Source organism: Micromonospora sp. WMMA1996 (assembly GCF_002573675.1).
GTDB lineage: Bacteria > Actinomycetota > Actinomycetes > Mycobacteriales > Micromonosporaceae > Micromonospora > Micromonospora sediminicola.
Genome location: NZ_PDHU01000001.1, coordinates 2,860,491 through 2,883,573 on the forward strand (window position 1 = coordinate 2,860,491; position 23,083 = coordinate 2,883,573).

Below are 23,083 nucleotides of genomic sequence, written 5' to 3' on the forward strand. Positions count from 1 at the left end.
CCTCGCATCCCGACTGCCCCGACCGGGCGCCCTCCCGGCCGACGAGTAAGCATGCCATGAACCGACAGTGAGGTGAACTCCTCCGGACGGACGAGTTAGTCCCGTGGACGGGACGGGCGGATCAGGTGGTCGAAGTCGCCGTCCCGGGCGCCCAGCACGAACGCCGCGATTTCGTCCACTGTGTAGATGAGCGCCGGCCCCTCCGGGTGGCGGGAGTTGCGCACCGCGATGCCGGTGCCGCCGGGCAGCTCGGCCAACTCGACGCAGTTGCCGCTGGGGTTGCTGCGGCGGCTCTTCAACCAGCTCACGGGGGGCAGTTCGGTCACGGGCACGCCGTTCGGCGGTTGTTGCATGGGCGTCCTTCGGGAAGCGCCAGCCGAGGCCGCGGGGAGGAGCGTCTGTCGACTGAGGAGTGAGATGCACGTGCATCTGCTATTGCATCTGCAATGGACAGCGAGCATGATAACCGAACGTACGGTGTGCCGGGTCGCTCACGTTCGGTGACCCGAACCCGGCCCCCGGATGCCGCCCGCGCGGCCGGGGACTGCGGTGAGGAGGGTGCGTGCCGGATCCGATGACCGTCGCCTCCGGCATCTCCGCCGCCGGCGCCCTGGTGTCCGCGTGGCAACTGCGTCGCCGGGCGGTCCGCGCCGAGGCCGAGATCCAGCTGCTCCAGGCCGAGCTGGCCGCCGAGCGGCACGCCGCCAGCCACGACCCGCTGACCGGCCTGCCCAACCGCCGCGCGTTCTTCCGGCTGGCCGCCGCCCTGCTCACCGACCCCAGCGGCCAGCCCCTGGTCGCGGTGGTGCTCGACCTCGACGACTTCAAGCAGGTCAACGACCGCTACGGGCACGCCGCCGGCGACCAGGTCCTGGTCAGCACGGCGCAGCGGCTGGCCGCGTTCGCCGGCAACAACCTGGTGGCCCGGCTCGGCGGCGACGAGTTCGCCGGCCTGCTGGTCAGCCCGGCGCACGACCGGCGCTGGATCGAGCACGCGACCCGCCGGCTCTGCGAGGCGCTCGCCGCGCCGATCCCGCTGGGCGGGCGCAGCATCCGGGTCACCGCCTCCGTCGGGCTCGCCCCGGTGCACGGCCCCGCCCAGCTCACCGACGCGCTCTGCCGCGCCGACGCGGCGATGTACGAGGCGAAGACGCTCGGCGCCGGCCGCCCCACCCGTCAGCTCGTCGCCGAGTGCTGACCGCGCGCCGGGCCCGGCCCGGGTTCGCTCAGCGCCAGCCGTAGCCGGCGCGCAGCGCCTGGCCGATCCGGTCGAACCGGGGCCGGTCCAGCACCGCGCCCTCCCGGCGGATGCTGTCCTCGCGCATGGTGAGCACCCGGTCCAGCCGGACCCAGCTGGGTCGCCGGTCCCGGTCCCACTCCCCCGGGCCGAGCGACAGCCAGTGCCGCTGCCCGTCCCGGTCGCCCTGGCTGGACAGCATCAGCCCGAAGAGCGTGCGGCTGTGCCGGCCCACCACCAGCACCGGGCGGTCCTTGCCCTGGCGCGGGTCGTCCTCGTAGGGCACCCAGGTCCAGACGATCTCCCCCGGGTCCGCCTGCCCGTCCGGCTCCGGCGCGTACGACAGCTCGCGGCGCTGCAACGCGCTGACCTGGCGGCGACGCGCGACCTGGGCCGGGATGTGCCCGCCCGGGCGGGCGGGCACGGCGGCGCCCCCGGTGATCCGGCCGAGCCGGGACGCCACGTTCCTCAACAGACCTGCCACGGCGGGCAGCCTATCCCGTCGCCGCCGGGAGGGAATCCGGTGGCGGTCGGGCCACCGGGTTCGCCACCATGCCCCGGTGACCGTTCCCCGCCACCAGATCCGGGCGGCCTTCACCGCCGACACCGTGACCGTCTACCAGGCGTACCCGCCGGAGATCGCCGGTGCGGCGCTGGCCGCCGGCCGGTTCGTGCCGCCGTTCAAGCGGGAGCGGATGACCTGGATCAAGCCGTCGTTCCGCTGGATGATGTACCGCTGCGGCTGGGCGCTCAAGCCCGGGCAGGAGCGGGTGCTCGCGGTGGAGATCAGCCGGGCCGGCTTCGAGTGGGCGCTCGGGCACGCCTGCCTGAGCGCCCACGACCCGCGGCGGCATCCGGACTCCGACGCCTGGCGGCGGCAGCTGCGCACCAGCCCGGTTCGGGTGCAGTGGGACCCGGAACGGTCGCTGCGGCTGGCCCCGCTGCCGTACCGGTCGGTGCAGGTGGGCCTCTCCGGCGAGGCGGTGCACCGGTACGTCGACGAGTGGCTCGTCGGGCTGACCGACGTCACCGCGCTGGCCCGGTCCGTCCACGAGCGGCTCACCGAGGGTGACGAGCCCGGGGCGGCGGCGCTGTTGCCGGTGGAACTGCCGTACCCGCTGCCGCCCGAGGTCGCCCGGGTGATCGACGCCGGCTGACCGGTCGGCCGGCGTGTCGGATGACCGTCACGCGGCGTACGTGCTCCGGCCCTCCTCCGACCGCGACGATGGGGACGGCGGAAGGAGGGCGGTGATGTTCGCGCAGACGCTGCTCACGAAGCTGGCCGAGGAGTTGCTGAAGTTGCTCGTCGAGTGGCTGGCCCCGAAGGTGCTGCGATCGGTGCCGCACCTGGCCCCGCCCGACTGCCCGCGCTGCGGCGGGTACGGCGTGGCCCGCTGGGCGCCCCGGTGGGCGACGACGGTGTTCGTGCTCTCCGTGCTCACCTTCGCGTGGGGGTTCACCGCGACGGTGCTGAGCCTGCCGGTGGTCGTCCTCGTCGCGGCGGTCGGGGTGCGTACCGCGTGGCACGGGGACCTGGTGGCGGCGCTGCCCGGCCTGCTCGCGCCGCTGGGCCTGGCGGGGTCGGGCGCGGTGACGGTCGCCGGCGCCGCCGGGATGGCCTGGTACCACAGCTTCCCGCCCCGGCTGTGCCGGCGCTGTCACGGGCGGTGGCCCCGCCGGGACCGGGCGGAGTATCTGCGGATGGTGCGGTCGGTGGTGTTCGCCTGTCGGTGCGGCCAGCGGCTACGCGCGCCGGGCACCGCGGCCGGCGTCCGGGTGCGCTGCCCCCGCTGCGGCACGGAGCGGCTGGCGCCGACCGTCGGCTGAGGCGAGCGGCGGGATCCTCCTAGGGTGGGGGCGTGGAGTTGCCTCGCGATCTGCCACTGTTCGAGCGGACGGCGGTGCGGCTGGTGGTGCTCGACGCCGCCGACCGGCTGTTGCTGTTCCACACCCGCGACCCGGAGCACCCCGACCTGGGGGTCTGGTGGGAGCTGCCCGGCGGCGGGCTGGATCCGGGCGAGACGTACCGGGAGGCGGCGGTGCGCGAGCTGCGCGAGGAGACCGGCATCGTGGTCGCGCCGGGCGAGATCGGCGCGCCCACCTGGCGGCGGCGGGCCAGTTTCCGGCACCGGCAGCGGCGGCACCTGCAGGACGAGGTGGTGGTGCCGGTGCGGCTGCCCGGACCCGGGCCGGACGTGGACGGGGCGCAGCGGATGGACTACGAGGTGGAGGACTACTTCGGGTTCCGGTGGTGGCCGGTGGCCGAGGTGCTCGCCGACCGGCCGCGCTGCTATCCGGGCCGGCTGCCCGAGCTGCTGGCGGCGTTCCTCGCCGGCGAGGAGATCGACGAGCCGTTCGAACTCTGGTCCTGAGCGGACGTGCCGGTGGGCCGGTCAGCGGGCAGAGTGGGGCGGGTGAATCCTCTCGACGCACCCCTGGCCCGCTACGCCGAGCGGCTGCACGGCGCCGCCGGTGACACCCACCACGTCGCCTCCCCGCTGGGCGCCTGGCTGCTGCTGGCGCTGACCGGCCCGGCCGCCACCGGCGAGGCCCGGGCGGCGCTGGCCGACGCGCTCGGCGTCGACCCGGACGACGCCGCCGCCTCGGCCCGGGCGCTGCTCGCCGCGCCACACCCGCTGGTCGCCGCGGCCACCGCGCTCTGGGAACGCACGCCCGTCGACGAGTTGGCCGAGTGGCGCGCCGGCCTGCCCGAGCACACCGAGCGCGGCGCGCTGCCCGACCAGGCCGCGTTGGACGCCTGGGCCCGGGAGCGCACCGGCGGGCTGGTCGAGCGCTTCCCGGTCGACGTCACCCCGGAGACCGTGCTGATCCTGGCCAACGCGCTGGCCACCCGGGTGTCCTGGGCCGACCCGTTCGAGGTGGCACCGGCGGCGGAGCTGGGCGCGGGCAGCGCCTGGGCGGGCCGGCTGCGGCAGGTGCTGCGCACGCCACCGTTCGGGCACCGCTGCTGGGTCTCGACCACGGAACGGGCCGGCGACGTGGCGGTGCACGTGGCCCCGGCACGCGCCGGCGACGACGGCGCCGGGATGCTGGTGGTGTCCGTGGCCGCCGCGCCGCAGGTGCCGGCCGCCGACGTGCTCGCCGCCGCCCGGGAGCTGGCCGTGGCCGCCGCCACCGTGCCGGACGGTCCGGTGCCGGGGCGCCGGTCGCTGTTCGACCTGCCGCTGGGCGAGACCCCGCTGTGGCGCCTGCGCGAGGAGCCGACCCGGACGTTCGCCGCGGACGGCCGGGAGGAGCACGCCACCGCCGTGCTGCCCTGCTGGTCGGCGCGCAGCCGGCACGACCTCACGTCGGCCGGCGTCGGGTTCGACGCGGCGGCACGGGCACTGGGTGAGCTGCTCGGGTTGGCCGAGCCGCCGTTCGAGGCGGCACAGTCGACGGTGGCCCGGTTCGGCCGCTACGGCTTCGAGGCGGCCGCGGTGACCGCGTTCGGGATGGCGACCGGCCTGCCGCCGGAGGGCGTCGCCCGGGTGGCCGACCTGCGCTTCGCCCATCCGTACGCGGTGGTCGCGGTCGCCACCGACGCGGCCGGCGGGCCGTGGCACGCCCTCCCGGTCTACTCCGCCTGGGTCAGCGACCCGGACGACCTGCCCGCCGACGCGGCGGACTAGCGGGCGCGGGGTGCTCAGGTGCGCGGGCCCAGGAACAGGCCGCCGGTGGCGTCGATGACCTGACCGGTCACCCACCGCGCGGCGTCGGAGGCGAGGAACGCGACCACGTCGGCGACGTCGTCGGGCTCGCCCAGCCGGTCGAGCGCGGTCATTCCGCTGATCAGCTCGGTGAGGCCCGGCGCCTCGAAGACCGGGCCGTTGGTCGCGGTCCGGGTGGCGCCGGGCGCGACCGCGTTCACCGTGATGCCCCGAACGCCGAGCTGGTTGGCCAGGGTCAGGGTCATCGTCTCGATCGCGCCCTTGGTCATGGCGAACGACGTCTGGGTGGCGTTCGCCATGCGGGTCGCCGCGGACGAGATCGTGATGATCCGGCCGCCGTCGCTCAGGAGGGGCACCGCCCGTTCGACGATGAAGTAGGGCGCTCGGACGTTGACCGCGAAGAGGTGGTCGAAGGCCGCCCGGGTGGTGGCGCCGAGCGGGCCGGCGGGTGGCGCCGCCGCGTTGTTGACGAGGATGTCGAGCGGTCGACCGGCCAGGCGGGCGCCGACGCCGGCGAACAGCGTCTCGACGTCTCCGTCCACGCCCAGTTCCGCGCCGACGGCGTACGCGGTGCCACCGGCCCGCACGATCCGCTCGACCGTCGCGGTCGCGCCGGCCTCGTCGGTGCCGAAGTGCGCGACGACCACCGCTCCCCGCGCGGCCAGTCGGACGGCGATCGCCTGCCCGATGCCGCGAGACGCGCCGGTCACCAGCGCTGTCCTGCCGGTCAGATCGCTCATGATGTGAGTCGCTCCCTAAACGTTAGTGACTAACAGGCTGTTAGTGTCTATCACATGACTGGGCGGCGGACCACCCTCCGGGAGCAGCGACGGGCCGAGACGCAGCGCCTGATCCAGGCACACGCGGTGCGACTGTTCGCCGCGCGCGGGTACGACGACACGACCGTGAACGACGTCGCCGAAGCCGCCGGCGTTTCCGCGATGACGGTGTACCGGCACTTCCCCACCAAGGAGGACCTCGTCCTGGCCGACCGCAACGGCCCGCTGGTCGCCGAGCGGATCGCCGCGACGCCGGCCGGGCAGCCCCTCGTCCGCCGCATCGGCAGCGCGCTGGTGGAGTCGGCCCGGTCGCTGACCGAGGGCGACGACGGCTTCCTCCTCGCCCGCCTGCGCCTGATGATCGCGACGCCGGCTCTGCGCGCCCGGCACCTGGACAACCACTACGTGCTGCAACAGGCCATCGTGGACGGGCTCGGCGACGAGGCCGCCGACCCGGACTCGGCGTTCCGCGCCGCGGCCGCGGCGAGCGCCTGCCTGGCCGTCATGCACACCGCGCTGGTGCGGTGGGCGGAGGACGACGGCCGCGCCGACCTCCCCGACCTGATCGCGACCGCACTGGCCGCCGCCTTCACCATCCCCGACCCCGCCCGGCCCGACCTCCGGTGACCAAGGAGGTCGCGTCACCAGGACGGTCCGGGACCGACGCGAACTCCTTGATCACCGGAGGTCGGGCAGGCAGCGGGGTCGGTCGATCCCGGGGCGGGGGCCGGTCGATCCCGGGGCGGGGCCAAGGAGGGCCGGTCGGGTCGAGCCGGTGCGCGCCGCCGACGGTCCCGCGACCGGCGGCGCGCACCGGGTCCGGACCCGCGGGCGGCGCGGGTGGTCGGCGAGCCGGCCGCGACGGAGAACCCGGGCCGGACCACACCTCGCGGAGGTGGCCGGCCCCCGGGACGTCACCTGGGAAGCAGAATAGGACTCGATTTCCCGATGGAAAGACCATCGATCCGGGTCGAGCCGAAGGGGCGAGGACCGGTGGACCGGGGACGGAGGAGTTCGTCCGATCGTCCGTCTAGCGACCGGACCATTTACGGCGTAAGCGCCTACTCGCGAGTAATTTTCCGGTGAAAATACTCTGTGGCCGTGGAATCTTCGCTTTACGGCCTTAGTGCAGTGGCTCGACCCGGGTCGCGGGGAGCCTGCTCAGACATCGTACGGCGGGCGCGGAATGGGGTCCACCATCGCGTCGAAGCCCCGGGGCAGCTGCGCGACGAGGTCCTGGAACTCGCCCACCGTGACCGTCTCCCGCAGCGTCGCGAGCACCGCGCGCGTGCCCACCTCGGCGACCGCCGGGTCCACCGCCGACCGCTCGGCGACCCGGTACAGGAACTCCACCGCCGCGCCGGTCGCGCCGGCCCCCTCGGGCGCCGCGAGATAGCCGCCCACGTCGTCCGGCAGCTGCGCGGCCAGGTCACCGGCCTCGTCGGCGGTGATCCGCTCGCCGAGGGTCTGCAGCACCGCCCGGGAGATCGTCGCGGCCTGGTCCGTGGACAACTCGGCCCGACGCGCCACCGCTTCGACGAACAGGGGAAACCGCACGCCACCCTCCCCCCTCGCGCCGCCGCCACGACCCGGTGCCGCCCCGCCGGCCCCGCCGACTACCCGGCACCCACCCCACCAAACGACCCCGCCCCGCCCCGCGATCGTGCACTGTGTGCCCCGACAAAAGGGACCGATACCGCGTCTCGCGGGCACCAAGTGCACGATCGCCGAGGCCGAGGCCGAGGCCGAGGCCGACGCCGACGCCGAGGCGGGGGCGGGGGCGGGGTCAGCCGCCGATGGGGGCGCCGCGCCACTGCCAGGCGTGGCGGCGGGGGCGGGCGGGCAGGTCCAGGCGGCCCGCGCACCAGCGCAGCGCGGCCCACGGGTCGGTGTCGGCCAGGCCGGGCGCCACGTCGGGGAAGAGCCGCGCGACCACCCGCGCGCAGACCGGGCGCGGCGGGTCGACCGCGACGCCGAGTCCGGCCGCCACGTCCTCGCCGTGCAGGAGCACCTCGGCCACGCCCATCGCGGCGAAACCGGCCGGATCGGCCTGCCCGCTGGGGTGGAACGCGCGCACGCCGGCCGGTGTCCCGCGCACGGCGAACGCGAGCAGCCCGGCCGCGCAGGTGACGCACTCGACCAGCTCGTCCGGCCCGGCGTCGGCCTCCACCACGGCGGCGAGGCGCACGAAGCGGTCGACCGGGCGGGAGACCACCTGGGCCGCGTACGACAGCAACGTGTCGGCCAGGTGCTCGACGGTCTGCCGGCAGGTCCACTCCAGCCCGCCGGCCGAGCGGGACCAGTCGGCGCCGGTCACCGACCCGAGCGTCGCCGCCACGGCACCCGCCGCACGGTCGAGGTCGTCGGCCGTGACCGTCATCGCGCCCTCCCCGGGTCCGTTCACCGCCCCATCCTGCCCGAGCCGTGCCCACACCGCCGCCCCGCCGGAACCCGGTCGTGCCGCCCCGCGCCGGTGGGTAGCATCCGCGCCATGGCTCCCGTCACCCACCCCGGCGCCTGCCCCCTGGACTGTCCCGACACCTGCGTCTGGCAGCTCACGGTGTCCGACGGCCGGGCGGTCGCGCTGCGCGGCGACCGCGAGCACCCGTTCACCCGGGGCGCGCTCTGCGGCAAGGTCAACCGCTACCTCGACGCGGTCAACGGCCCGGACCGGCTCACCACCCCGTGGGTCCGCACCGGACCGAAGGGGGTCGGGCGGGTGGCGTACCGGCCGGCGAGCTGGGACGAGGCGCTCCAGCGGGTGGCCGCCGGCCTGCGGGCGAGCATCGAACGTCACGGCCCGGAGTCGGTGCTGCCCTACTACTTCGCCGGCACGATGGGTCTGGTGCAGGGCTGGAGCATGGGGCCGCGGCTGTTCGCGTACCTGGGCGCGTCCCGGTTGGACACCACCATCTGCACGGCCGCGGCGCGGGCGGCGCTGCGCTCGCTGCACGGCGGTTCGGTGGGTTTCGAGCCGGAGACGATCGTCGAGGCGAAGCTGATCCTGCTCTGGGGCGCGAACCCGCTCGCCACCAACCTGCACCAGTGGCCGTTCGTGCAGCAGGCGCGCGAGCGCGGCGCGTACGTGGTGACGATCGACCCGCTGCGGACCGACACGGCGGCGCGCAGCGACGAGCACGTGGCGCCGCTGCCGGGCACCGACGCGGCGCTCGCGCTCGGGCTGATGCGGCACGTCCGGGACGTCGGTGCGGCCGACGAGGCGTGGCTGGCCGCGCACACCGTCGGCTGGCCCGAGCTGTCCGCCCGGCTCGACGAGTGGCCGGTGGACCGCGCCGCCGCCGAGTGCGGCCTACCGGTCGAGGTGGTACGCCGCCTGGGCGACCGCGTCGCCACCACCCGCCCCACCGCCGTCCGCGTCGGGCTCGGCCTGCAACGGCACCACGGCGCCGGGCAGGCGATCCGGGCGATCTGCGCGCTGCCGCTGGTCACCGGCGACTTCCGCCACCCCGGCGGCGGGTCCCTGGTGACCACCAGCGGGCACCACCCGATCGACGACGAGCGGGTGATCCGGCCCGCCGGCATGCCGGCGCCACCGGCCCGGTCGCTGAACATGAGCCGGCTGGCGGCCCTGCTGACCGGGGAGGCCGACCCGCCGGTGACCTCGCTGGTGGTGTTCGACGCCAACCCGGCCGCCACCGCGCCGGACCAGACCCGGCTGCTCGCCGGCCTGCGCCGCGCCGACCTGTTCACCGTGGTGCTGGAGCAGCGGTGGACCGACACCTGCGACCACGCCGACGTGGTGCTGCCGGCCACCATGCAGCCGGAGCACCTGGACCTGCACACCTCCTACGGGCACCACTACACGACGCTGAACCTGCCGGCCACCCGACCGCCCGGGGAGGCGCTGCCGAACACCGAGATCTTCCGGCGGATCGCCGCGGCGCTGGGCATCGACCACCCGGCGTTCCGGGACAGCGACGAGGACCTGGCCCGGCAGCTGCTGGCCGACACCCCGATCGGGTTCGAGGAGTTGCGCGAGCGCACGTACGCCCGGCTCACCGGTGTGCCGGTCGGTTCCGCGCCGTTCGCCGACGGCGGTTTCCCCACCCCGGACGGGCGGGCCCGGCTGCACGATCCCGCGCTGGCCCGGCTCGGCGTGGACCCGCTGCCGGGCTACACGCCGCCGGCCGAGGCCGCCGACGCCGGCCTGGCCCGCCGGTTCCCGCTGGTGCTGCTCGCCCCGGCGGGCCGGTACCTGATGAACTCGACGTTCGCCTCACTGCCCTGGCACGCGCGCCGCACCGGGCCGCCGAAGGTGCACCTGCACCCGAGCGACGCGGCGGCGCGCGGGCTGGCCGACGGCGACGCGGTGCGGGTGCGCAACGACCGGGGCGCGTTCCTCGCCGCGGTCGCCGTGGACGAGGCGACCCGGCCGGGGGTGGCGTTCACCTACAAGGCGTACTGGGCGCGGCTGAGCCCGGGCCGGGCCACGGTCAACGCGGTCACCGCGGTCCGCGACACCGACCTGGGCGGGGCCCCGACGTTCCACGACTGCCGGGTCGAGGTGGAGCCGGTGCCGGCCGAGCTGCTGACCACCGAGCCGCCCGCCGACCAGGCCACCGAGCCGCCCGCCGACGCAGCCGTCGATCGGGCCGCCGAGCCGGCGTCGGCCGGCTGAGCCGGGACTTCCGGCCCGGTCGTCGGGGTCCGTGCGCCCCTGCTCCCCCGTCCCGCGCGCCCGTAGCGTCGGCGGTGGACACAGGGAGGTCGCCATGCGTACGTGGCAGGTGCAGGACGTGATGACCACCGACGTGGCGTCGGTACGGGAGGGCACGGCGTACCGGGAGATCGTCGACGTGCTGACCGGCCGGCACGTGACGGCGGTCCCGGTGGTGGACGGCGCCCGCCGGGTGCTCGGGGTGGTCTCCGAGGCGGACCTGATGTACAAGGTGGAGCTGCTGGGGCAGCCGCGCGAGCGGCGCATCCTGCCCGACCGGCACCGCCGCGAGGCGCGGGCGAAGGCGGACGCCACGCTCGCGGCGGACCTGATGACCGCTCCCCCGGTCACCGTGGCGCCGGACGCCACGCTGGTCGAGGCGGCCCGGGTGATGGACGCCCGCGACGTGAAGCGGCTGCCGGTGGTCGACGACCTGGGCCGGCTGGTCGGCATCGTGACCCGCGGCGACCTGCTCAAGGTGCACCTGCGCCCGGACGCGGACATCCGGCGCGACGTGGTCGAGGAGGTGCTGCGGCGCACGCTCGGCGTCCGCGACGGCGTGGTGGACGTGAGCGTGCACGGCGGCGTGGTGACGCTCACCGGCCAGCTGGAGCGCTGGTCCACGGTGCACCTGGCGCTGCGACTGGCCCGGCAGGTCAGCGGCGTGGTCGAGGTGGTCGACGCGCTCGGCTTCGCGATCGACGACGCGCCGATGTCGGCGCTGCGGCTCGGTGGCGGCACCCCGGCCGGCATCGCCTGAGCCCGGCCCGGCCTGCCCGTCGACACCCCGGCCGGCATCGCCCCGGCCCGGCCCGACCGGCGGTGGCACGCGGCCGGGGTGCCGCCGCGAAACGGCCGCTCAACCGTCGGCCAGGGCGTCCAGCACCAGCGCGGCGGTCCAGCTGAACGCCGGCGAGCCGAGACCGGCGCCGGTGTCCGGGTGGAAGTACTCGTGACAGCCGGCGGTGTCGACCAGGTCGAGCAGGGACTCCCGCAGCCCGGCGGCCAGGTCGGCGCGGCGGTGCGTCCGCAGCGCCTGCCAGAGCAGCCAGCCGGTGTTCACCCAGCTCGGACCGCGCCAGTAGCGCAGCGGCTCGAAGTCGGGCGCGGTGCGGTCGTAGGTGGGCAGCGGCCGGTCCATCCGGGCGGCCAGCCCGAACCGGGGCGAGCACGCCTCGGCGAGCACCGCGCGTACCTGCGGTTCCGGCAGGTCGGGCAGGGCCAGCGGCATCAGCCCGAGCACGGTACGGGCCGCCACGAGCCGGTCGGTGCGCACGTCGCGCGGGCGGAACGTGCCGGTGAGCGGGTCCCAGAGCCGGGTGACCAGGGCCTCGGTGATGCGGGCGGCCCGGTCCCGGTGCGGCCCGGGGTCGGCGCCGACCACCGCGGCGATCCGGGCCAGCGCGTACTCGGAGACGCCGAGCGCGGCGTTGACCAGCGGGCACTCCACCAGGAACGGGTGTCGGCCGAGCAGTCCCTCGTCGCGGTAGCGGCCGGCCCGGTAGGAGTCGACGAGCGCGACGTAGCGCGCGTAGTCCAGGTCCGTGGGGCGTTGCGTCGCGGCGGCGTGGGCGGTGTCGTGCCGGCGGTACGCGCGCATCACCGCCTCGTCGGCGGGCACCGCGGCCAGCGGGGCGTCCCAGGCGGGACTGTTGTCCAGGCCGGACTCCCACGGGTGCACGATGGCGGCCAACCCGCCGCCGCCGACGTCGCGCCGGCCGGTCAGGTAGCGCTGCTGGGCGACCAGCCGGGGATAGAGCCGGCGCAGCGCGGCCGCCGACGCCTCGGACGGGGCGCGGCGGTGCACCAGCCAGGCGGCCGGGGCGTGCACGGGTGGCTGGACGATGCCGGAGGTGGCCGCCGGCGGGGCGCCGTCGGCGCGGGCCGAGTCCCAGAACTCCGGCCCGGGGAAGTACGCGCCGACGCGCAGCGCGGGGTTGAACACGATGTGCGGCACCCGCCCGTCGACCCACTGGGCGGCGAACAGCGTCCGCAGCTCTCGCCAGGCCCGGTCCGGGCGTACGTGGGCCAGCCCGATCGCGATGAACGCCGAGTCCCAGCTCCACTGGTGCGGGTAGAGCGTGCGCGAGGGCACCGTGTGGTCGTGTTCCCAGTTGGCGTCGAGGGTGGCCAGCGCGAGGCGGCGCAGCCGGGCGTCGCGTTCCGCGCCGGCGCGTACCCCGGCCGCGAGGCTGCCGGTCACGCGGCGGCCCGCCGGGGACGGGCCGGACGCAGCACGGTCGCGGCCTGGCGCAGCGCGGCGACCGGCTCCCCGCGCAGCCGACACTCCAGCGCCAGCCAGCCGGGATAGCCGAGGTCGTCGAGCGTGGCCAGCAGCGCGTCCCAGTCCAGGTGCCCGGCGCCGGGCTGGTGCCGGTTGGAGTCGCTGACCTGCACGTGCCCCAGGTAGGGCGCGGCGGCGCGCAGCGCCGCGAGGGGATCGTCCTCCTCGATGTTCATGTGGTAGGTGTCGGCCACCACCCGCACGCCGGGCGACCCGACCGCGCGGCACAGCTCCACCGCCTGGTCGAGGCGGTTGACCATGTGGTCCTCGTACCGGTTGAGCGGTTCGAGGAACAGGGTGACCCCCTCGGCCCGGGCGTGCTCGGCCAGCTCGCCCAGGGCGTCGACGAGGACCTGCCGGTCGCGCTCGGGCGACCGGGGCGGCTCGAACGGGGGCAGCCGGCGGGAGAACATGCCCCAGGCGGCCGGGGTCATCGCGCCGACGCCGCCCAGCTCGGCGATGACGGAGAGCTGGGAGCGCAGGTTGCGCACCGCGTCCCGGGAGCGCTCCGGGTCGAAGTCGCCGATGAAGTGGTCCATCTCGACGCAGACGGTCGGGGTGACGACGCCGGCGGCGTGGGCCCGGCGCAGTTCCGGCAGCCGTCGGGCCAGGGCGAGGTCGCCCCGCCCGCGCAGTTCGATGCCCTGGTAGCCGAGGGACACGGCGAGGGCGTACTTCTCGGTCAGGTCGGCGCCGGGGAGCAGCTGCTCCTGGCAGGCCAGGGGAATGTCCATTCAGAACCTCAGCACCACTTGGAGGACGTCACCGTCACCGCGGTCGAGCAACGCCAGGGCGTCGGCCACCGCGCCCGCGTCGACGACGTGGCTCACCAGCGGCAGCGGGTCGACGCTGCCCTCCGCCACCAGGTCCATGAACGTGTGCGCGATCCGGGTTCCGGACCACCGGCCGGCCGTGCCGGGTGCCGGGTCCGGCCCGGAGACCTGGGCGGCCACCAGCTGGATCCGGTTGTGGTGGAACTCCTCGCCGAGTTCCAGCCCGTGGGCGTACCCCTGGTAGAAGCCGGCGGCGACGACGCGGCCGGCGTGCGCGGTGGCCCGGATCGCCTCGTGCAGCGCCGGGTAGGAGCCGGACAGTTCCAGGCAGACGTCGGCGCCCCGGCCGTCGGTCTCCGCGCGCAGCGCGGCGGCGGCCGAGTCGGCGCCGGCGTCGACGACCCGGCGGGCGCCGAGCCGGGTGGCGTGGGCGAGCCGTCCGGGCACCCGGTCGACGGCGACCACCCGCGCGCCGGACAGCACGGCGAGCCGGGTGCCGAGCAGCCCGATCACGCCCTGCCCGAAAACGCCGACCCAGTCGCCGAGGTGCAGGTCGCCGGCGAGCACGGCGGTCAGCGCGATGGCGCCGGGGCGGGCGAAGACGGCGGTGAGCGGGTCGAGGCCGGGGGCGAGCGGGTGCGCCACGGCGGCGGGGAGCACCGCTTCGGCGCGGTGTCCCCAGATGCCCCAGACGAGTTGGCCGACCCGGCGGTCGGCGACGTCGGGGGCGACCTCGACGATCTCGCCGACCTCCTCGTACCCGAAGCCCACGACCGGGTACGCGGGCGTGGCCTGTCGGGGCACGAACATCCGGGCGGCGGCGTCCCAGTCCTTGCGGAGGCGGGGATTGCTGCCCCGGTAGAGGGTCAGCTCGGTGCCGGCCGAGATGCCGGAGTAGCAGGTGCGGACGCGGACCTGGCCCGGGCCGAGCCGGTCCGGGGGGCAGGGCTCCAGGCGTACGCGCCGGGGCCCGGCCAGAGAGACAACCCAGTTGCCCATGGCGTCGCTCCGAGGGAAGTGCCGGCCTCGATTCTAACCGAAAAAATGGGCATATGTGATTAGATCGATGAATCGGTGGGTATTGATGCCGCGCCGTGCTCTTTCGAGAGGAGTGCCACCGATGTCATCACCCTCAACACGGCTGCTCGCTTCGAGCCTGATCCTGGCACTGGCCGGGACCGGCGCGACCGCCTGCAGCGACGACGGGCAGAAATCCGACAGTTCCCAGATCACCGTGTGGAGCCTGGAGGACGTGGCGGACCGGGTCAACGCCACCAAGGCGATCATCGCCGACTACACCGCCAAGACCGGCGTCAAGGTCAACCTGGTCACCGTCAACGAGGACCAGTTCCCGTCCCTGATCGCGTCCAGCGCCGCCGCCGGCGACCTGCCCGACGTGGTCGGCTCGGTCTCGCTCGCCGGCGTACGGACCCTCGCCGGCAACGAGCTGCTGGAGCCCGACGCCAACGGCGCCGTCGTCGACGCCCTCGGCCGGGACACCTTCTCCCCCCGCGCGCTGGAACTGACCAGCGACGACGGCCGACAGCTCGCCGTGCCCAGCGACGGATGGGGTCAGCTGCTGGTCTACCGCAAGGACCTGTTCGACGCCGCCGGCCTGCCGGCCCCCGACACGTACGAGAAGATCGCCGCCGCGGCGGCGAAGCTGAACACCGGCGGGGTCGCCGGCATCACCGCGGCCACCGCCCCCGGCGACGTGTTCACCCAGCAGACCTTCGAGCACCTCGCGCTACCCAACAACTGCCAGCTCACCGACGACGCCGGGAAGGTCACGCTGGACTCGCCGGAGTGTGTGGAGGCGTTCCGCTTCTACGGCGACCTGATGCGGAACAACTCGGTCAAGGGCGCCCAGGACGTCGACACCACCCGGGCCACCTACTTCGCCGGCAAGGCGGCCATGCTGATCTGGTCGCCGTTCATCCTCGACGAGCTGGCCGGGCTGCGCAACGACGCCCGGCCCACCTGCCCGCAGTGCCAGTCCGACCCGGCCTGGCTGGCGAAGAACAGCGGTTTCGTCACCGCCATCAAGGGCCCGAACGGCACCGAACCGGCCCAGTACGGCGAGGTCAGCTCCTGGGCGGTGCTCGACGGCGCAGCCGACCCGGCCAAGTCCTTCGTGGAGTACATGCTCTCCGACGGCTACCCGCGCTGGTTCGGCATGTCCCCCGAGGGGCGCTTCCCGGTGCGGACCGGCACCAAGGAGAACAAGCAGAAGTTCCGCACCGCCTGGAACACCAGCCCGGCCGGTGTGGACACCAAGAAGCCGCTCTCCGAGGTCTACGGCGACGACGTGCTCACCACCCTGCGGGAGAGCCCGGACACCTTCCAGCGCTGGGGCCTGACCCAGGGCCAGGGCAAGCTGGTCGGCGCCATCCTCGGTGAGCTGCCGGTGCCCAAGGCGCTCGCCGACGTGGTCGGCGGCAAGTCCGACGCCCGGGGCGCGGCGGAGCGGGCCAAGAAGGACGTGGACGCCATCGCCAAGGGTGTCAATTGACCACCACCGTGCCGGAGGCCGGCCGCTCCCCCACCCCGGAGCGGCCCCGCCGACCCGGCCGCCGGCCACTGACCCTGCGCCGCCGCGAGTCCCGCGCCGGGCTCGCGCTGGTCGCGCCCACGCTGCTCGTCGTGCTCGCGGTGATCGGCATACCCATCGTCTGGACCGTGGTGCTGGCCTTCCAGCGGGTACGCCTGGCGACGCTGCGCAAGACCGGCCTCTTCGGCGAGCTGACCCTGGACAACATCGACCGGGTGCTGCACACCCCCGGCTTCGCCGACACGCTCTGGACCACCGTGCTCTACAGCGTCGGCGGCACCGTCGGGTCGATCGTGGTCGGCCTGGCGGCGGCGCTCGCCGTCCGCGGGCCGTTCCGCGGCCGCACGCTGGTGCGCGCGTCGATGCTGCTGCCGTACGTGGCGCCGGTGGTCGCCATGACATTCGTCTGGCAGGTGATGCTCGACCCGCAGCTCGGCATCGTCAACGACTGGGGCCGGCGGTTCCTCGGCTGGGACTCCCCGGTGCCGTTCCTGTCCCAGGAGTCCACCGCGCTGTGGACGGTGATCGCGTTCGAGGCGTGGCGCTACTTCCCGTTCGCGTTCCTGTTCCTGCTGGCCCGGCTCCAGGCCGTGCCGGGCGAACTGGAGGAGGCCGCCCGGGTGGACGGGGCGACACCGACCCAGCGGTTCCGGCACATCCTGCTGCCGCAACTGATGCCGGTGATCGCGCTGATCGGCGTGCTGCGCTTCATCATGACGTTCAACAAGTTCGACGACGTCTACCTGCTCACCGGCGGCTCCGCCGGCACCGAGGTGGTCAGCGTCCGGGTCTACCAGTTCCTCACCGCCCGCACCGACATCGGCGCGGCCGCCGCCCAGGCGGTCGTGCTGGCCGTGGTGCTGCTCGTGTTCGTGGCCATCTACCTGCGCTTCTTCGGCGCGCGACGGGAGGCGTGATGGACCGCGACCGGATCGAGACGGTCAGCCTGCGCTGGCTGCGCCGGCTGGTGATCGCCGGCTTCCTGGTGGTCACCCTGCTGCCGTTCTGGTACATGCTGGTGCTCTCGGTGCGCCCGATCGAACGCCTGCTGCTCGACCCCGGCTCGCTCTGGGTGCCGTTCGGCGAGCTGACCGTCGCCACGTACGCCGAGGTGCTGCGGTCCGTCGAGAACGGTGGCCAGGGTTTCCTCACCTTCATCCGCAACAGCGGCCTGGTGGCGCTGGCCGCCACCGTGCTCACTCTGCTGGTCGCCATCCCCGGCGCGTACGCGGTGTCCCGGTTGCGGTTCTTCGGCCGGCGGCAGGTCAGCGCGCTGTTCCTGGCGGTCTACCTGTTCCCGTCGATCGTCATCGCGATCCCGCTGTTCGTGGTCTTCACCCGGGCCGGGCTGCGCGGGTCGCTGTTCGGGCTGGTGCTGGTCTACATCTCGCAGACGCTGCCGGTGTCGGTCTACATGCTCAAGAACTACTTCGAGACCATCCCGGTCAGTCTGGAGGAGTCGGCGGCGATCGACGGGGCCGGTCGGCTCGGCATCATCCGCCGGGTCAGCCTGCCCCTGGCCGCCCCGTCGGTGATGGCGGTCGCCCTGTACGACTTCATGATCGCCTGGAACGAGTTCCTGTTCGCGCTGCTGTTCCTGGTCGACCGGCCGGACCGGTGGACCGTCTCGCTCGGGCTGTCCCTGCTCGCCGACGGCGTGGAGGTGCCCAAGACCGTGCTGATGGCCGGCTCGGTCATCCTCACCCTGCCGATCGTGGTGCTGTTCTTCGCCGGCGAGCGGCTGCTCACCGAGGGACTCACCAGCGGGGCGGAGAAGGGCTGACCCCGGCATGCCAGGATGACCCGGTGCGAGCACCACGGGAGCGTCCGGCCGGCGCGCGGCTGGCCCGGCTGCTCACCGAGGTGCTCGCACCGGGCGTCCTGGTCACCGCGCTGCCGCTGGTCGCCGCCGCCCGGGTCAGCCGCTCCCCCGCGCACCTGCTGCTCTGGGGCGGCACCGCGCTGCTGTTCTGCGCGGTCGTCCCGGTCGGCGTGATCCTGCACGGCGTACGCCGGGGCCGGCTCACCGACCGGCACGTCGGCGACCACCGGCAGCGGGCCCGCCCGCTGTCCATCGGCCTGGCCTCGGTGGCGGTCGGGCTGCTCCTGCTGGCGGCGCTACGCGCGCCGGCCGAACTCTTCGCGGTGATCGTGGTCATCTTCGTGGTCGGCGCGGCGTGCACGCTGGTCAACCACTGGTGGAAGCTGAGCATCCACGCCGCGGTGGCCGGCGCCACGGTGGCCGTGCTGGCGCTGCTGTTCGGGCCGGTGGCGCAGCTCGGCTGGCCGCTGGTGGCGGCCGTCGGCTGGTCCCGGGTGCGGCTGCGCGACCACACCTGGCCGCAGGTCCTGGCCGGCACGGCGCTCGGCGCGCCGCTGGCCGCCGGGGTGTTCCTCGCGCTGACCTGAACAAGATCAGTTACCGTGAGGTCATGGCCAAGCCGACCCGCTGGGTGACCGACACCAAGCCCGGCCACTCGCAGTGGTACGTCGACCGGTTCCGCCGCCTCGCCGCCGAGGGGGCGGACCTGGCCGGTGAGGCCCGGATGGTGGACGCGCTCGTGCCGCCGGGGTCGCGGATCCTCGACGCCGGCTGCGGCACCGGCCGGGTCGCCGCCGCGCTGGCCGCCCGGGGACACAACCTCGTCGGGGTGGACGCCGACCCGACGCTGGTCGAGGCGGCCCGCGCCGATTACCCCGGCCCCCGCTTCCTGGTCGCCGACCTGGCCGAGCTGGACCTGCCCGGGCAGGGCGAACCCGAGCCGTTCGACGCGGCCGTGGTCGCCGGCAACGTGATGACGTTCGTCGCCCCCGGCACCGAGCCCGCCGTGCTGGCCCGGATCGCCGCCCACGTGCGCCCGGACGGCCTGGTGGTGGTCGGGTTCGGCACCGACCGGGGTTACCCGGTCGCCGAGCTGGACGCCGACGCGGTGGCCGCCGGGCTGCGCCTGGAACACCGCTTCGCCACCTGGGACCTGCGACCCTGGCGCGACGACGCCGAGTTCGCGGTGACCGTGTTGCGCCGCCCCGTCTGAGTCGCGGGACCGGTCACGCCGGCGTGGCCACCGCGCGGGCCGCCTCCGGGTCCAGCGGGCTGCCCGCCGGCAGCAGGTCGACCAGGCTCGCCGGCAGCCGCACCGGGCGCACCCCGGCGTAGCCGAGCATGCCCGGCACGTCGGCGCCGGTCAGCGCGTACCGCCGGCCCAGGTCGGTGACCACGCAGACCGCGCCGCCGGTCGCGCCCGGCGCGGCCGCCGCCTCCACCAGCGCGCCGCGTCCCGGTTCCACCACGACCTGGTCGGCGAGCCCGTCCCGGCCACCGGCGGTCCGCGCGGCGGCGGCCGGGTCCGGCGCGGTGGCGCCGAGGCGCATCTCGCGTACGCCCGTGTCGTCGCCGGCCCGGGCGCAGAGCGCGCCGCCCTCGGACATGGCCAGCCGGGGCGGCACGGCGGGCGGAGCGGCCGGACCGGTGGGCACCAGGTCGGGCAGCTTGGGCAGCGCGGCGAACCGGCCCAACGTGATCGGCTCCGGCTCGCCCTGGCCGGTGCGGGCCAGCAGCAGCGCGGCCTGCAACTCGGTGATGCCGGCCAGTCCGCCGCGCCCGGCCACCGCGTACTGCCGGCCGCCGCCGGAGTTGCGGACCAGGTAGACGTCGCCCACCTCGGCGCCGTCGACCCCCTCGGACGGGGCGCCCAGGTCGCCCACCGGGGGCGGGACCAGGTCGGCGCCGGCCGGCACGGTGTTGAGCAGCGGCGCCGCGACCGGGACGGCCCGTTCCCGGGTGGCGGCCAGCGCGGCCAGCACCCGGTCGGTGTCCCGCAGCAGGTAGCGCCGATCGTGCCAGATCAGGTGCAGCCCGCCGTCCGGGTGGCGGACGAGCAGGCCCTGGTCACCGAGCGGGCGCCCGCCGGGAGCGTCCCGGCCGATCAGCAGCGTCGAGCGGGCCTCGGCCCGCCCCGCCTCGACGGTCACCGACGAGCACAGCGTCCACCCGTCACGGACCAGCCGGCCGGCGGCGGGCAGCGAGTCCGGGGCGTCGGCGATGCCGAGCGGCAGGCCGCGCGGCACCCCCTCGATGGCCCGGCGGGTGACCAGCACGGTCTTCGGCCGCTCCGCCCCGATGATGAGCAGGGCCGAGGCGTAGTTGAGGACCGGGTGCAGCTTCTCCTCCCGGTAGACGAAGCGGGCGCCGGACTCCTTCTCCACGATCACCGCCGCGGTATCGCGCCAGGCGCTGCCCCCGCCGGTGAACAGCCCGTAGAGCGCCACCCCGCCGAGCGCGATCGCCGCCACCAGCACACTGGCCAGCCCGGCGCCGGCCAACCGGCGAAACGGCGACCGCGCCGGGTCGGTCTCCCGCATGACCAGCGCGGCGACCGCCCGCTGGACGGCGAACTGGTACAAGTGCAGCTGGTCCTGCCGCGACGCCATCGATGCCCCTCCGCCGGGATCGTCGGCGCACAGGATAAGCGCTGCGTCGATCCCCCGGCGACCCTGCGTGTCCCCCGAGCCGCCGTGCGCCGCCCGGCCGGCCCGGCTCGGTCCGGCTGGTCCGGCCGGCCCGGCTCGGTCCGGCTGGTCCGGCTGGCCCGGTTGGCCCGGCGCAACCTCGCCGAAGTTGCGGGATCGCGCCCGTCCGGACCCAGCAACTGGAGTGAGGCGGCCCGGGACAGCGCTGAAGGTGGGCCCGAACGGCGGGCCCCCGGTGCCATTGACGGAGTTGTCTGCCGCCGTGGTCGCGGAGAACCGGATACACCCATGATGTTCCACCGACGGGGTTGAAGGCCGACGGGTGGAACGTGGTGGGTGTTTCCCGGGCCATGAGACACCCATGGTGTTCCCCTCACGGGGTGGGTCCCGCCAGGCGAAACCCCCTTCCCCCTCCGCGTCGTCCAGGCGCAGCCCCGACGCCGCGACCTTGCCGCACCCGTTCCGTCAATCTTGGAGTTGTGGCACCCGGCAAACCGTGTAATTAATTGCAAACCAGGAACCACAACTCCAAGATCGACGCGTCGCGGGAACGGGTCACGCGGGAGGCGGGCGGGAGGCGGGCGGGCGGCGGGTGGAACGTGGCGGGTGTCTCCTGCGGCGTGAGGCGCCCACGGTGCCCCGGTGGCCGAGTGACGGGTGGTGGCCACACGATCAACAGCGGCGCGACGCGAACCACCGGCAGCAGACGGGGTCGCGTGGTCCGGAGAGGTGGCAGCCCGGGTACCCCCTGGGGTATGGTCGAGGGCAGGAGGTGGTGACGTGAAGCTTCGACCCGAGATGACCGGCGACGCGCTGACCCGACTCAAGCGGGCCCGGGGGCAGCTCAACGCCGTGATCGAGATGATGGAGAACGGGGAGGACTGCCGCGCGGCGCTGACCCAGCTCGCCGCGGTGTCCAAGGCGATCGACCGGGCCGGGTTCAAGATCATCGCTTCCGGCATGCGCCACTGCGGCACCGCCCGCCAGGCGGGCGAGGAGCCGGAGATGACCGAGGAGGAGCTGGAGAAGCTCTTCCTCTCCCTGGCCTAGCGCCGAAAGACGCCCGCACCGGGCCGCGTGATCGCGTCCCGGGCGGGTAACCCCGTGCCCGGAGACCCGGGCCGGAGTCTGCCCCATGCATACCCCCAGGGGTATGTGTGACAACCAGAAGGGAACGGCTCGTGACTGTCGAGGTGTCCGTCATCGCCACGTCCTCGCTCGGCGACCGCAGCTACCTGGCCTCGGACGGCCGGGTGGCGATCGTGGTCGACCCGCAGCGGGACATCGACCGCGTCCTGCACCTGGCCGGAGCCAAGGGGGTGCGGATCACCCACGTGGTGGAGACCCACATCCACAACGACTACGTGTCCGGCGGGCTGGAGCTGGCCCGGATCACCGGCGCCCACTACCTGGTGGCCGCCGCCGACGAGGTCGGCTTCGCCCGGATGCCGGTGGCCGACGGCGACGAGGTGCCGGTGTCGGACGCCCTGCGGCTGCGGGTGGTCGGCACGCCCGGCCACACCTTCCACCACCTCTCGTACGCGCTCGACGAGGCCGGCGACGGTGGCTGGACCCCGGTCGGCGTCTTCACCGGCGGGTCGCTGCTGTTCGGCACCACCGGGCGCACCGACCTGCTCGGCCAGCAGCACGCGCACGAGCTGGCCCACCACCAGCACGCCTCCGCCCGCAAGCTGGCCGACCTGCTGCCCGACGGCGCGCAGGTGTGGCCGACGCACGGCTTCGGCAGCTTCTGCTCGGCCAGCCAGGCCGACGCCCCGGAGTCGACCATCGGCCGGGAGAAGGAGGCCAACCCGGTGCTGCGGCTGGCCGCCGACCGGTTCGTCACCGAGACGCTCGCCGGCCTGGACGCCTACCCGGCGTACTACGCCCACATGGGCGTGGCCAACGCCGCCGGGCCGGCGCCGGTCGACCTCACCCCGGTCGCCCGCGCCGACGCCGACGAGCTGCGCCGCCGGATCGCCGCCGGCGAGTGGGTGGTCGACCTGCGACACCGCAAGGCGTACGCGGCCTCGCACCTGGCCGGCACCGTCAGCCTCGGTCTGGACGGGCCGATGTCGACCTGGCTCGGCTGGCTGATCGACTGGGGCGCGCCGATCACCTTCCTGGCCGAGACGCCGGACCAGGTCGCCGACGCCCAGCGGGAGTTGGTCCGCATCGGCATCGACCGGCCGGCCGCGCAGGCCACCGGCGAGCCCGAGCGGTGGGCCACCGACCGGTCGGAGCTGCGCGAGCTGACCGTGGCCGACTTCGGCGCGCTGGCCGCCGCGCAGGCCGGGAACACCCCGGCCGGCCTGCCCGCCCCGCAGGTCGTCCTCGACGTGCGGATGACCAACGAGTGGAAGGCCGGGCACGTCGACGGGGCGGTGCACGTCCCGCTGCCCGACCTGCCGACGCGGCTCGCCGACGTGCCCGCCGGCACGGTCTGGGTGCACTGCGGCTCCGGCTACCGGGCCACCGCCGCCGCGTCCCTGCTGGCCAACGCCGGCCGAGACGTCGTGTTGATCGACGACATGTTCGGCCAGGCCGAGGCGGCCGGCGTCCGGATGGCGCCCACCACCTGACCCTCCGCACCCGCACCCGGCCGGCGCGCTCGCGCCGGCCGGCGATGACCCCTGCCCA

Annotated in this window: 24 protein-coding genes; 15 read left to right on the forward strand and 9 right to left on the reverse strand. The window is 75.0% G+C overall.

Going from position 1 to position 23,083, the window contains the following annotated elements; translation table 11 throughout:
* Positions 1 to 95: 95 nt before the first annotated feature.
* Positions 96 to 353: a DUF397 domain-containing protein gene (locus COO58_RS13020; RefSeq protein WP_091576329.1), complete on the reverse strand. Its 258-nt coding sequence runs from the start codon at positions 351 to 353 to the stop codon at positions 96 to 98.
* A gap of 209 nt (positions 354 to 562) precedes the next feature.
* Between COO58_RS13020 and COO58_RS13025 the strand changes: the two genes are divergently transcribed.
* Positions 563 to 1,198 carry a GGDEF domain-containing protein gene (locus COO58_RS13025; RefSeq protein ID WP_091576331.1) on the forward strand — a complete coding sequence of 212 codons (636 nt, stop codon included), beginning with the start codon at positions 563 to 565 and terminating at the stop codon, positions 1,196 to 1,198.
* A gap of 28 nt (positions 1,199 to 1,226) precedes the next feature.
* Here COO58_RS13025 and COO58_RS13030 read toward each other — a convergent pair whose 3' ends face one another.
* Complete coding sequence (locus COO58_RS13030) at positions 1,227 to 1,721, reverse strand: type II toxin-antitoxin system PemK/MazF family toxin (protein WP_098745116.1); 495 nt, start codon at positions 1,719 to 1,721, stop codon at positions 1,227 to 1,229.
* A 76-nt stretch (positions 1,722 to 1,797) separates the two neighbouring features.
* On the opposite strand from COO58_RS13030, the gene COO58_RS13035 reads away from it, so the two are divergent.
* The 4 genes from COO58_RS13035 to COO58_RS13050 all read left to right on the forward strand — a co-directional run bounded on the left by COO58_RS13035 (position 1,798) and on the right by COO58_RS13050 (position 4,869).
* Entirely contained in the window at positions 1,798 to 2,394 is a 597-nt protein-coding gene (locus COO58_RS13035) for a DUF4291 domain-containing protein (RefSeq protein WP_091576337.1), read from the forward strand.
* 94 nt (positions 2,395 to 2,488) lie between these two features.
* Positions 2,489 to 3,064: a hypothetical protein gene (locus COO58_RS13040; RefSeq protein ID WP_091576340.1), complete on the forward strand. Its 576-nt coding sequence runs from the start codon at positions 2,489 to 2,491 to the stop codon at positions 3,062 to 3,064.
* A 32-nt stretch (positions 3,065 to 3,096) separates the two neighbouring features.
* Complete coding sequence (locus COO58_RS13045) at positions 3,097 to 3,609, forward strand: NUDIX hydrolase (protein ID WP_091576342.1); 513 nt, start codon at positions 3,097 to 3,099, stop codon at positions 3,607 to 3,609.
* 42 nt (positions 3,610 to 3,651) lie between these two features.
* Positions 3,652 to 4,869 (forward strand): serpin family protein, encoded by a 1,218-nt coding sequence (locus tag COO58_RS13050; RefSeq protein ID WP_098746302.1) that lies wholly within the window; start codon positions 3,652 to 3,654, stop codon positions 4,867 to 4,869.
* 14 nt (positions 4,870 to 4,883) lie between these two features.
* Here the strand turns inward: COO58_RS13050 and COO58_RS13055 are convergent, their stop codons facing one another.
* Positions 4,884 to 5,648, reverse strand: coding sequence for an SDR family NAD(P)-dependent oxidoreductase (locus COO58_RS13055; RefSeq protein WP_098745118.1), 765 nt, complete (start codon positions 5,646 to 5,648; stop codon positions 4,884 to 4,886).
* A gap of 54 nt (positions 5,649 to 5,702) precedes the next feature.
* Here COO58_RS13055 and COO58_RS13060 point away from each other — a divergent pair, with 54 nt between their 5' ends.
* Complete coding sequence (locus COO58_RS13060; RefSeq protein WP_098745119.1) at positions 5,703 to 6,314, forward strand: TetR/AcrR family transcriptional regulator; 612 nt, start codon at positions 5,703 to 5,705, stop codon at positions 6,312 to 6,314.
* Between the two features lie 534 nt (positions 6,315 to 6,848).
* Here the strand turns inward: COO58_RS13060 and COO58_RS13065 are convergent.
* Positions 6,849 to 7,244: a DUF2267 domain-containing protein gene (locus COO58_RS13065; protein ID WP_091576352.1), complete on the reverse strand. Its 396-nt coding sequence runs from the start codon at positions 7,242 to 7,244 to the stop codon at positions 6,849 to 6,851.
* Positions 7,245 to 7,473: 229 nt separating this feature from the next.
* Entirely contained in the window at positions 7,474 to 8,091 is a 618-nt protein-coding gene (locus COO58_RS13070) for a maleylpyruvate isomerase N-terminal domain-containing protein (RefSeq protein ID WP_218012347.1), read from the reverse strand.
* Between the two features lie 87 nt (positions 8,092 to 8,178).
* Here COO58_RS13070 and COO58_RS13075 point away from each other — a divergent pair, with 87 nt between their 5' ends.
* Both COO58_RS13075 and COO58_RS13080 read left to right on the forward strand, forming a co-directional pair.
* Positions 8,179 to 10,326, forward strand: coding sequence for a molybdopterin-dependent oxidoreductase (locus tag COO58_RS13075; RefSeq protein ID WP_245666458.1), 2,148 nt, complete (start codon positions 8,179 to 8,181; stop codon positions 10,324 to 10,326).
* A gap of 94 nt (positions 10,327 to 10,420) precedes the next feature.
* On the forward strand, positions 10,421 to 11,125 hold the full coding sequence (locus COO58_RS13080; RefSeq protein WP_091576354.1) for a CBS domain-containing protein: 705 nt from the start codon (positions 10,421 to 10,423) through the stop codon (positions 11,123 to 11,125).
* Between the two features lie 99 nt (positions 11,126 to 11,224).
* Here COO58_RS13080 and COO58_RS13085 read toward each other — a convergent pair whose 3' ends face one another.
* Genes COO58_RS13085 through COO58_RS13095 form a run of 3 tightly spaced genes read right to left on the reverse strand, consistent with a single transcriptional unit; the run spans position 11,225 to position 14,421 of the window.
* A complete protein-coding gene (locus COO58_RS13085) occupies positions 11,225 to 12,568 on the reverse strand; it encodes a hypothetical protein (RefSeq protein ID WP_098745122.1) in 1,344 nt (447 codons plus the stop codon).
* Positions 12,565 to 13,383 carry a sugar phosphate isomerase/epimerase family protein gene (locus tag COO58_RS13090; RefSeq protein WP_098745124.1) on the reverse strand — a complete coding sequence of 273 codons (819 nt, stop codon included), beginning with the start codon at positions 13,381 to 13,383 and terminating at the stop codon, positions 12,565 to 12,567. The genes COO58_RS13085 and COO58_RS13090 overlap by 4 nt, the downstream gene beginning before the upstream one ends.
* Positions 13,384 to 14,421 (reverse strand): zinc-binding dehydrogenase, encoded by a 1,038-nt coding sequence (locus COO58_RS13095; protein ID WP_098745125.1) that lies wholly within the window; start codon positions 14,419 to 14,421, stop codon positions 13,384 to 13,386.
* A 121-nt stretch (positions 14,422 to 14,542) separates the two neighbouring features.
* Here COO58_RS13095 and COO58_RS13100 point away from each other — a divergent pair, with 121 nt between their 5' ends.
* The 5 genes from COO58_RS13100 to COO58_RS13120 are packed head-to-tail and all read left to right on the forward strand — an operon-like array spanning position 14,543 to position 19,008.
* The gene (locus COO58_RS13100; protein ID WP_098745127.1) at positions 14,543 to 15,934 is read left to right on the forward strand and encodes an ABC transporter substrate-binding protein; all 1,392 of its coding nucleotides are present in this window, start codon (positions 14,543 to 14,545) and stop codon (positions 15,932 to 15,934) included.
* Positions 15,931 to 16,890, forward strand: a complete 960-nt coding sequence (locus COO58_RS13105) for a carbohydrate ABC transporter permease (protein ID WP_091576367.1) — start codon at positions 15,931 to 15,933, stop codon at positions 16,888 to 16,890. The genes COO58_RS13100 and COO58_RS13105 overlap by 4 nt, the downstream gene beginning before the upstream one ends.
* On the forward strand, positions 16,890 to 17,756 hold the full coding sequence (locus tag COO58_RS13110) for a carbohydrate ABC transporter permease (RefSeq protein ID WP_091576370.1): 867 nt from the start codon (positions 16,890 to 16,892) through the stop codon (positions 17,754 to 17,756). The genes COO58_RS13105 and COO58_RS13110 overlap by 1 nt, the downstream gene beginning before the upstream one ends.
* Positions 17,757 to 17,779: 23 nt before the next feature.
* On the forward strand, positions 17,780 to 18,382 hold the full coding sequence (locus COO58_RS13115) for a phosphatase PAP2 family protein (RefSeq protein ID WP_091576373.1): 603 nt from the start codon (positions 17,780 to 17,782) through the stop codon (positions 18,380 to 18,382).
* Positions 18,383 to 18,405: 23 nt separating this feature from the next.
* Complete coding sequence (locus tag COO58_RS13120) at positions 18,406 to 19,008, forward strand: bifunctional 2-polyprenyl-6-hydroxyphenol methylase/3-demethylubiquinol 3-O-methyltransferase UbiG (protein ID WP_091576375.1); 603 nt, start codon at positions 18,406 to 18,408, stop codon at positions 19,006 to 19,008.
* A gap of 13 nt (positions 19,009 to 19,021) precedes the next feature.
* Here the strand turns inward: COO58_RS13120 and eccB are convergent, their stop codons facing one another.
* The gene (gene eccB, locus COO58_RS13125; protein ID WP_098745128.1) at positions 19,022 to 20,404 is read right to left on the reverse strand and encodes a type VII secretion protein EccB; all 1,383 of its coding nucleotides are present in this window, start codon (positions 20,402 to 20,404) and stop codon (positions 19,022 to 19,024) included.
* Positions 20,405 to 21,223: 819 nt separating this feature from the next.
* On the opposite strand from eccB, the gene COO58_RS13130 reads away from it, so the two are divergent.
* Positions 21,224 to 21,493 (forward strand): metal-sensitive transcriptional regulator, encoded by a 270-nt coding sequence (locus tag COO58_RS13130; protein ID WP_091064957.1) that lies wholly within the window; start codon positions 21,224 to 21,226, stop codon positions 21,491 to 21,493.
* A 131-nt stretch (positions 21,494 to 21,624) separates the two neighbouring features.
* A complete protein-coding gene (locus tag COO58_RS13135) occupies positions 21,625 to 23,025 on the forward strand; it encodes an MBL fold metallo-hydrolase (protein ID WP_098745130.1) in 1,401 nt (466 codons plus the stop codon).
* Positions 23,026 to 23,083 lie beyond the last annotated feature (58 nt).

Coding starts and splice junctions, on each gene's coding strand:
- COO58_RS13020 (WP_091576329.1), bottom strand. CDS start 353: ATGCAACAACCGCCGAACGGCGTGCCCGTGACCGAACTGCCCCCCGTG.
- COO58_RS13040 (WP_091576340.1), top strand. CDS start 2,489: ATGTTCGCGCAGACGCTGCTCACGAAGCTGGCCGAGGAGTTGCTGAAG.
- COO58_RS13055 (WP_098745118.1), bottom strand. CDS start 5,648: ATGAGCGATCTGACCGGCAGGACAGCGCTGGTGACCGGCGCGTCTCGC.
- COO58_RS13060 (WP_098745119.1), top strand. CDS start 5,703: ATGACTGGGCGGCGGACCACCCTCCGGGAGCAGCGACGGGCCGAGACG.
- COO58_RS13075 (WP_245666458.1), top strand. CDS start 8,179: ATGGCTCCCGTCACCCACCCCGGCGCCTGCCCCCTGGACTGTCCCGAC.
- COO58_RS13080 (WP_091576354.1), top strand. CDS start 10,421: ATGCGTACGTGGCAGGTGCAGGACGTGATGACCACCGACGTGGCGTCG.
- COO58_RS13090 (WP_098745124.1), bottom strand. CDS start 13,383: ATGGACATTCCCCTGGCCTGCCAGGAGCAGCTGCTCCCCGGCGCCGAC.
- COO58_RS13095 (WP_098745125.1), bottom strand. CDS start 14,421: ATGGGCAACTGGGTTGTCTCTCTGGCCGGGCCCCGGCGCGTACGCCTG.
- COO58_RS13100 (WP_098745127.1), top strand. CDS start 14,543: ATGTCATCACCCTCAACACGGCTGCTCGCTTCGAGCCTGATCCTGGCA.
- COO58_RS13110 (WP_091576370.1), top strand. CDS start 16,890: ATGGACCGCGACCGGATCGAGACGGTCAGCCTGCGCTGGCTGCGCCGG.
- COO58_RS13120 (WP_091576375.1), top strand. CDS start 18,406: ATGGCCAAGCCGACCCGCTGGGTGACCGACACCAAGCCCGGCCACTCG.
- eccB (WP_098745128.1), bottom strand. CDS start 20,404: ATGGCGTCGCGGCAGGACCAGCTGCACTTGTACCAGTTCGCCGTCCAG.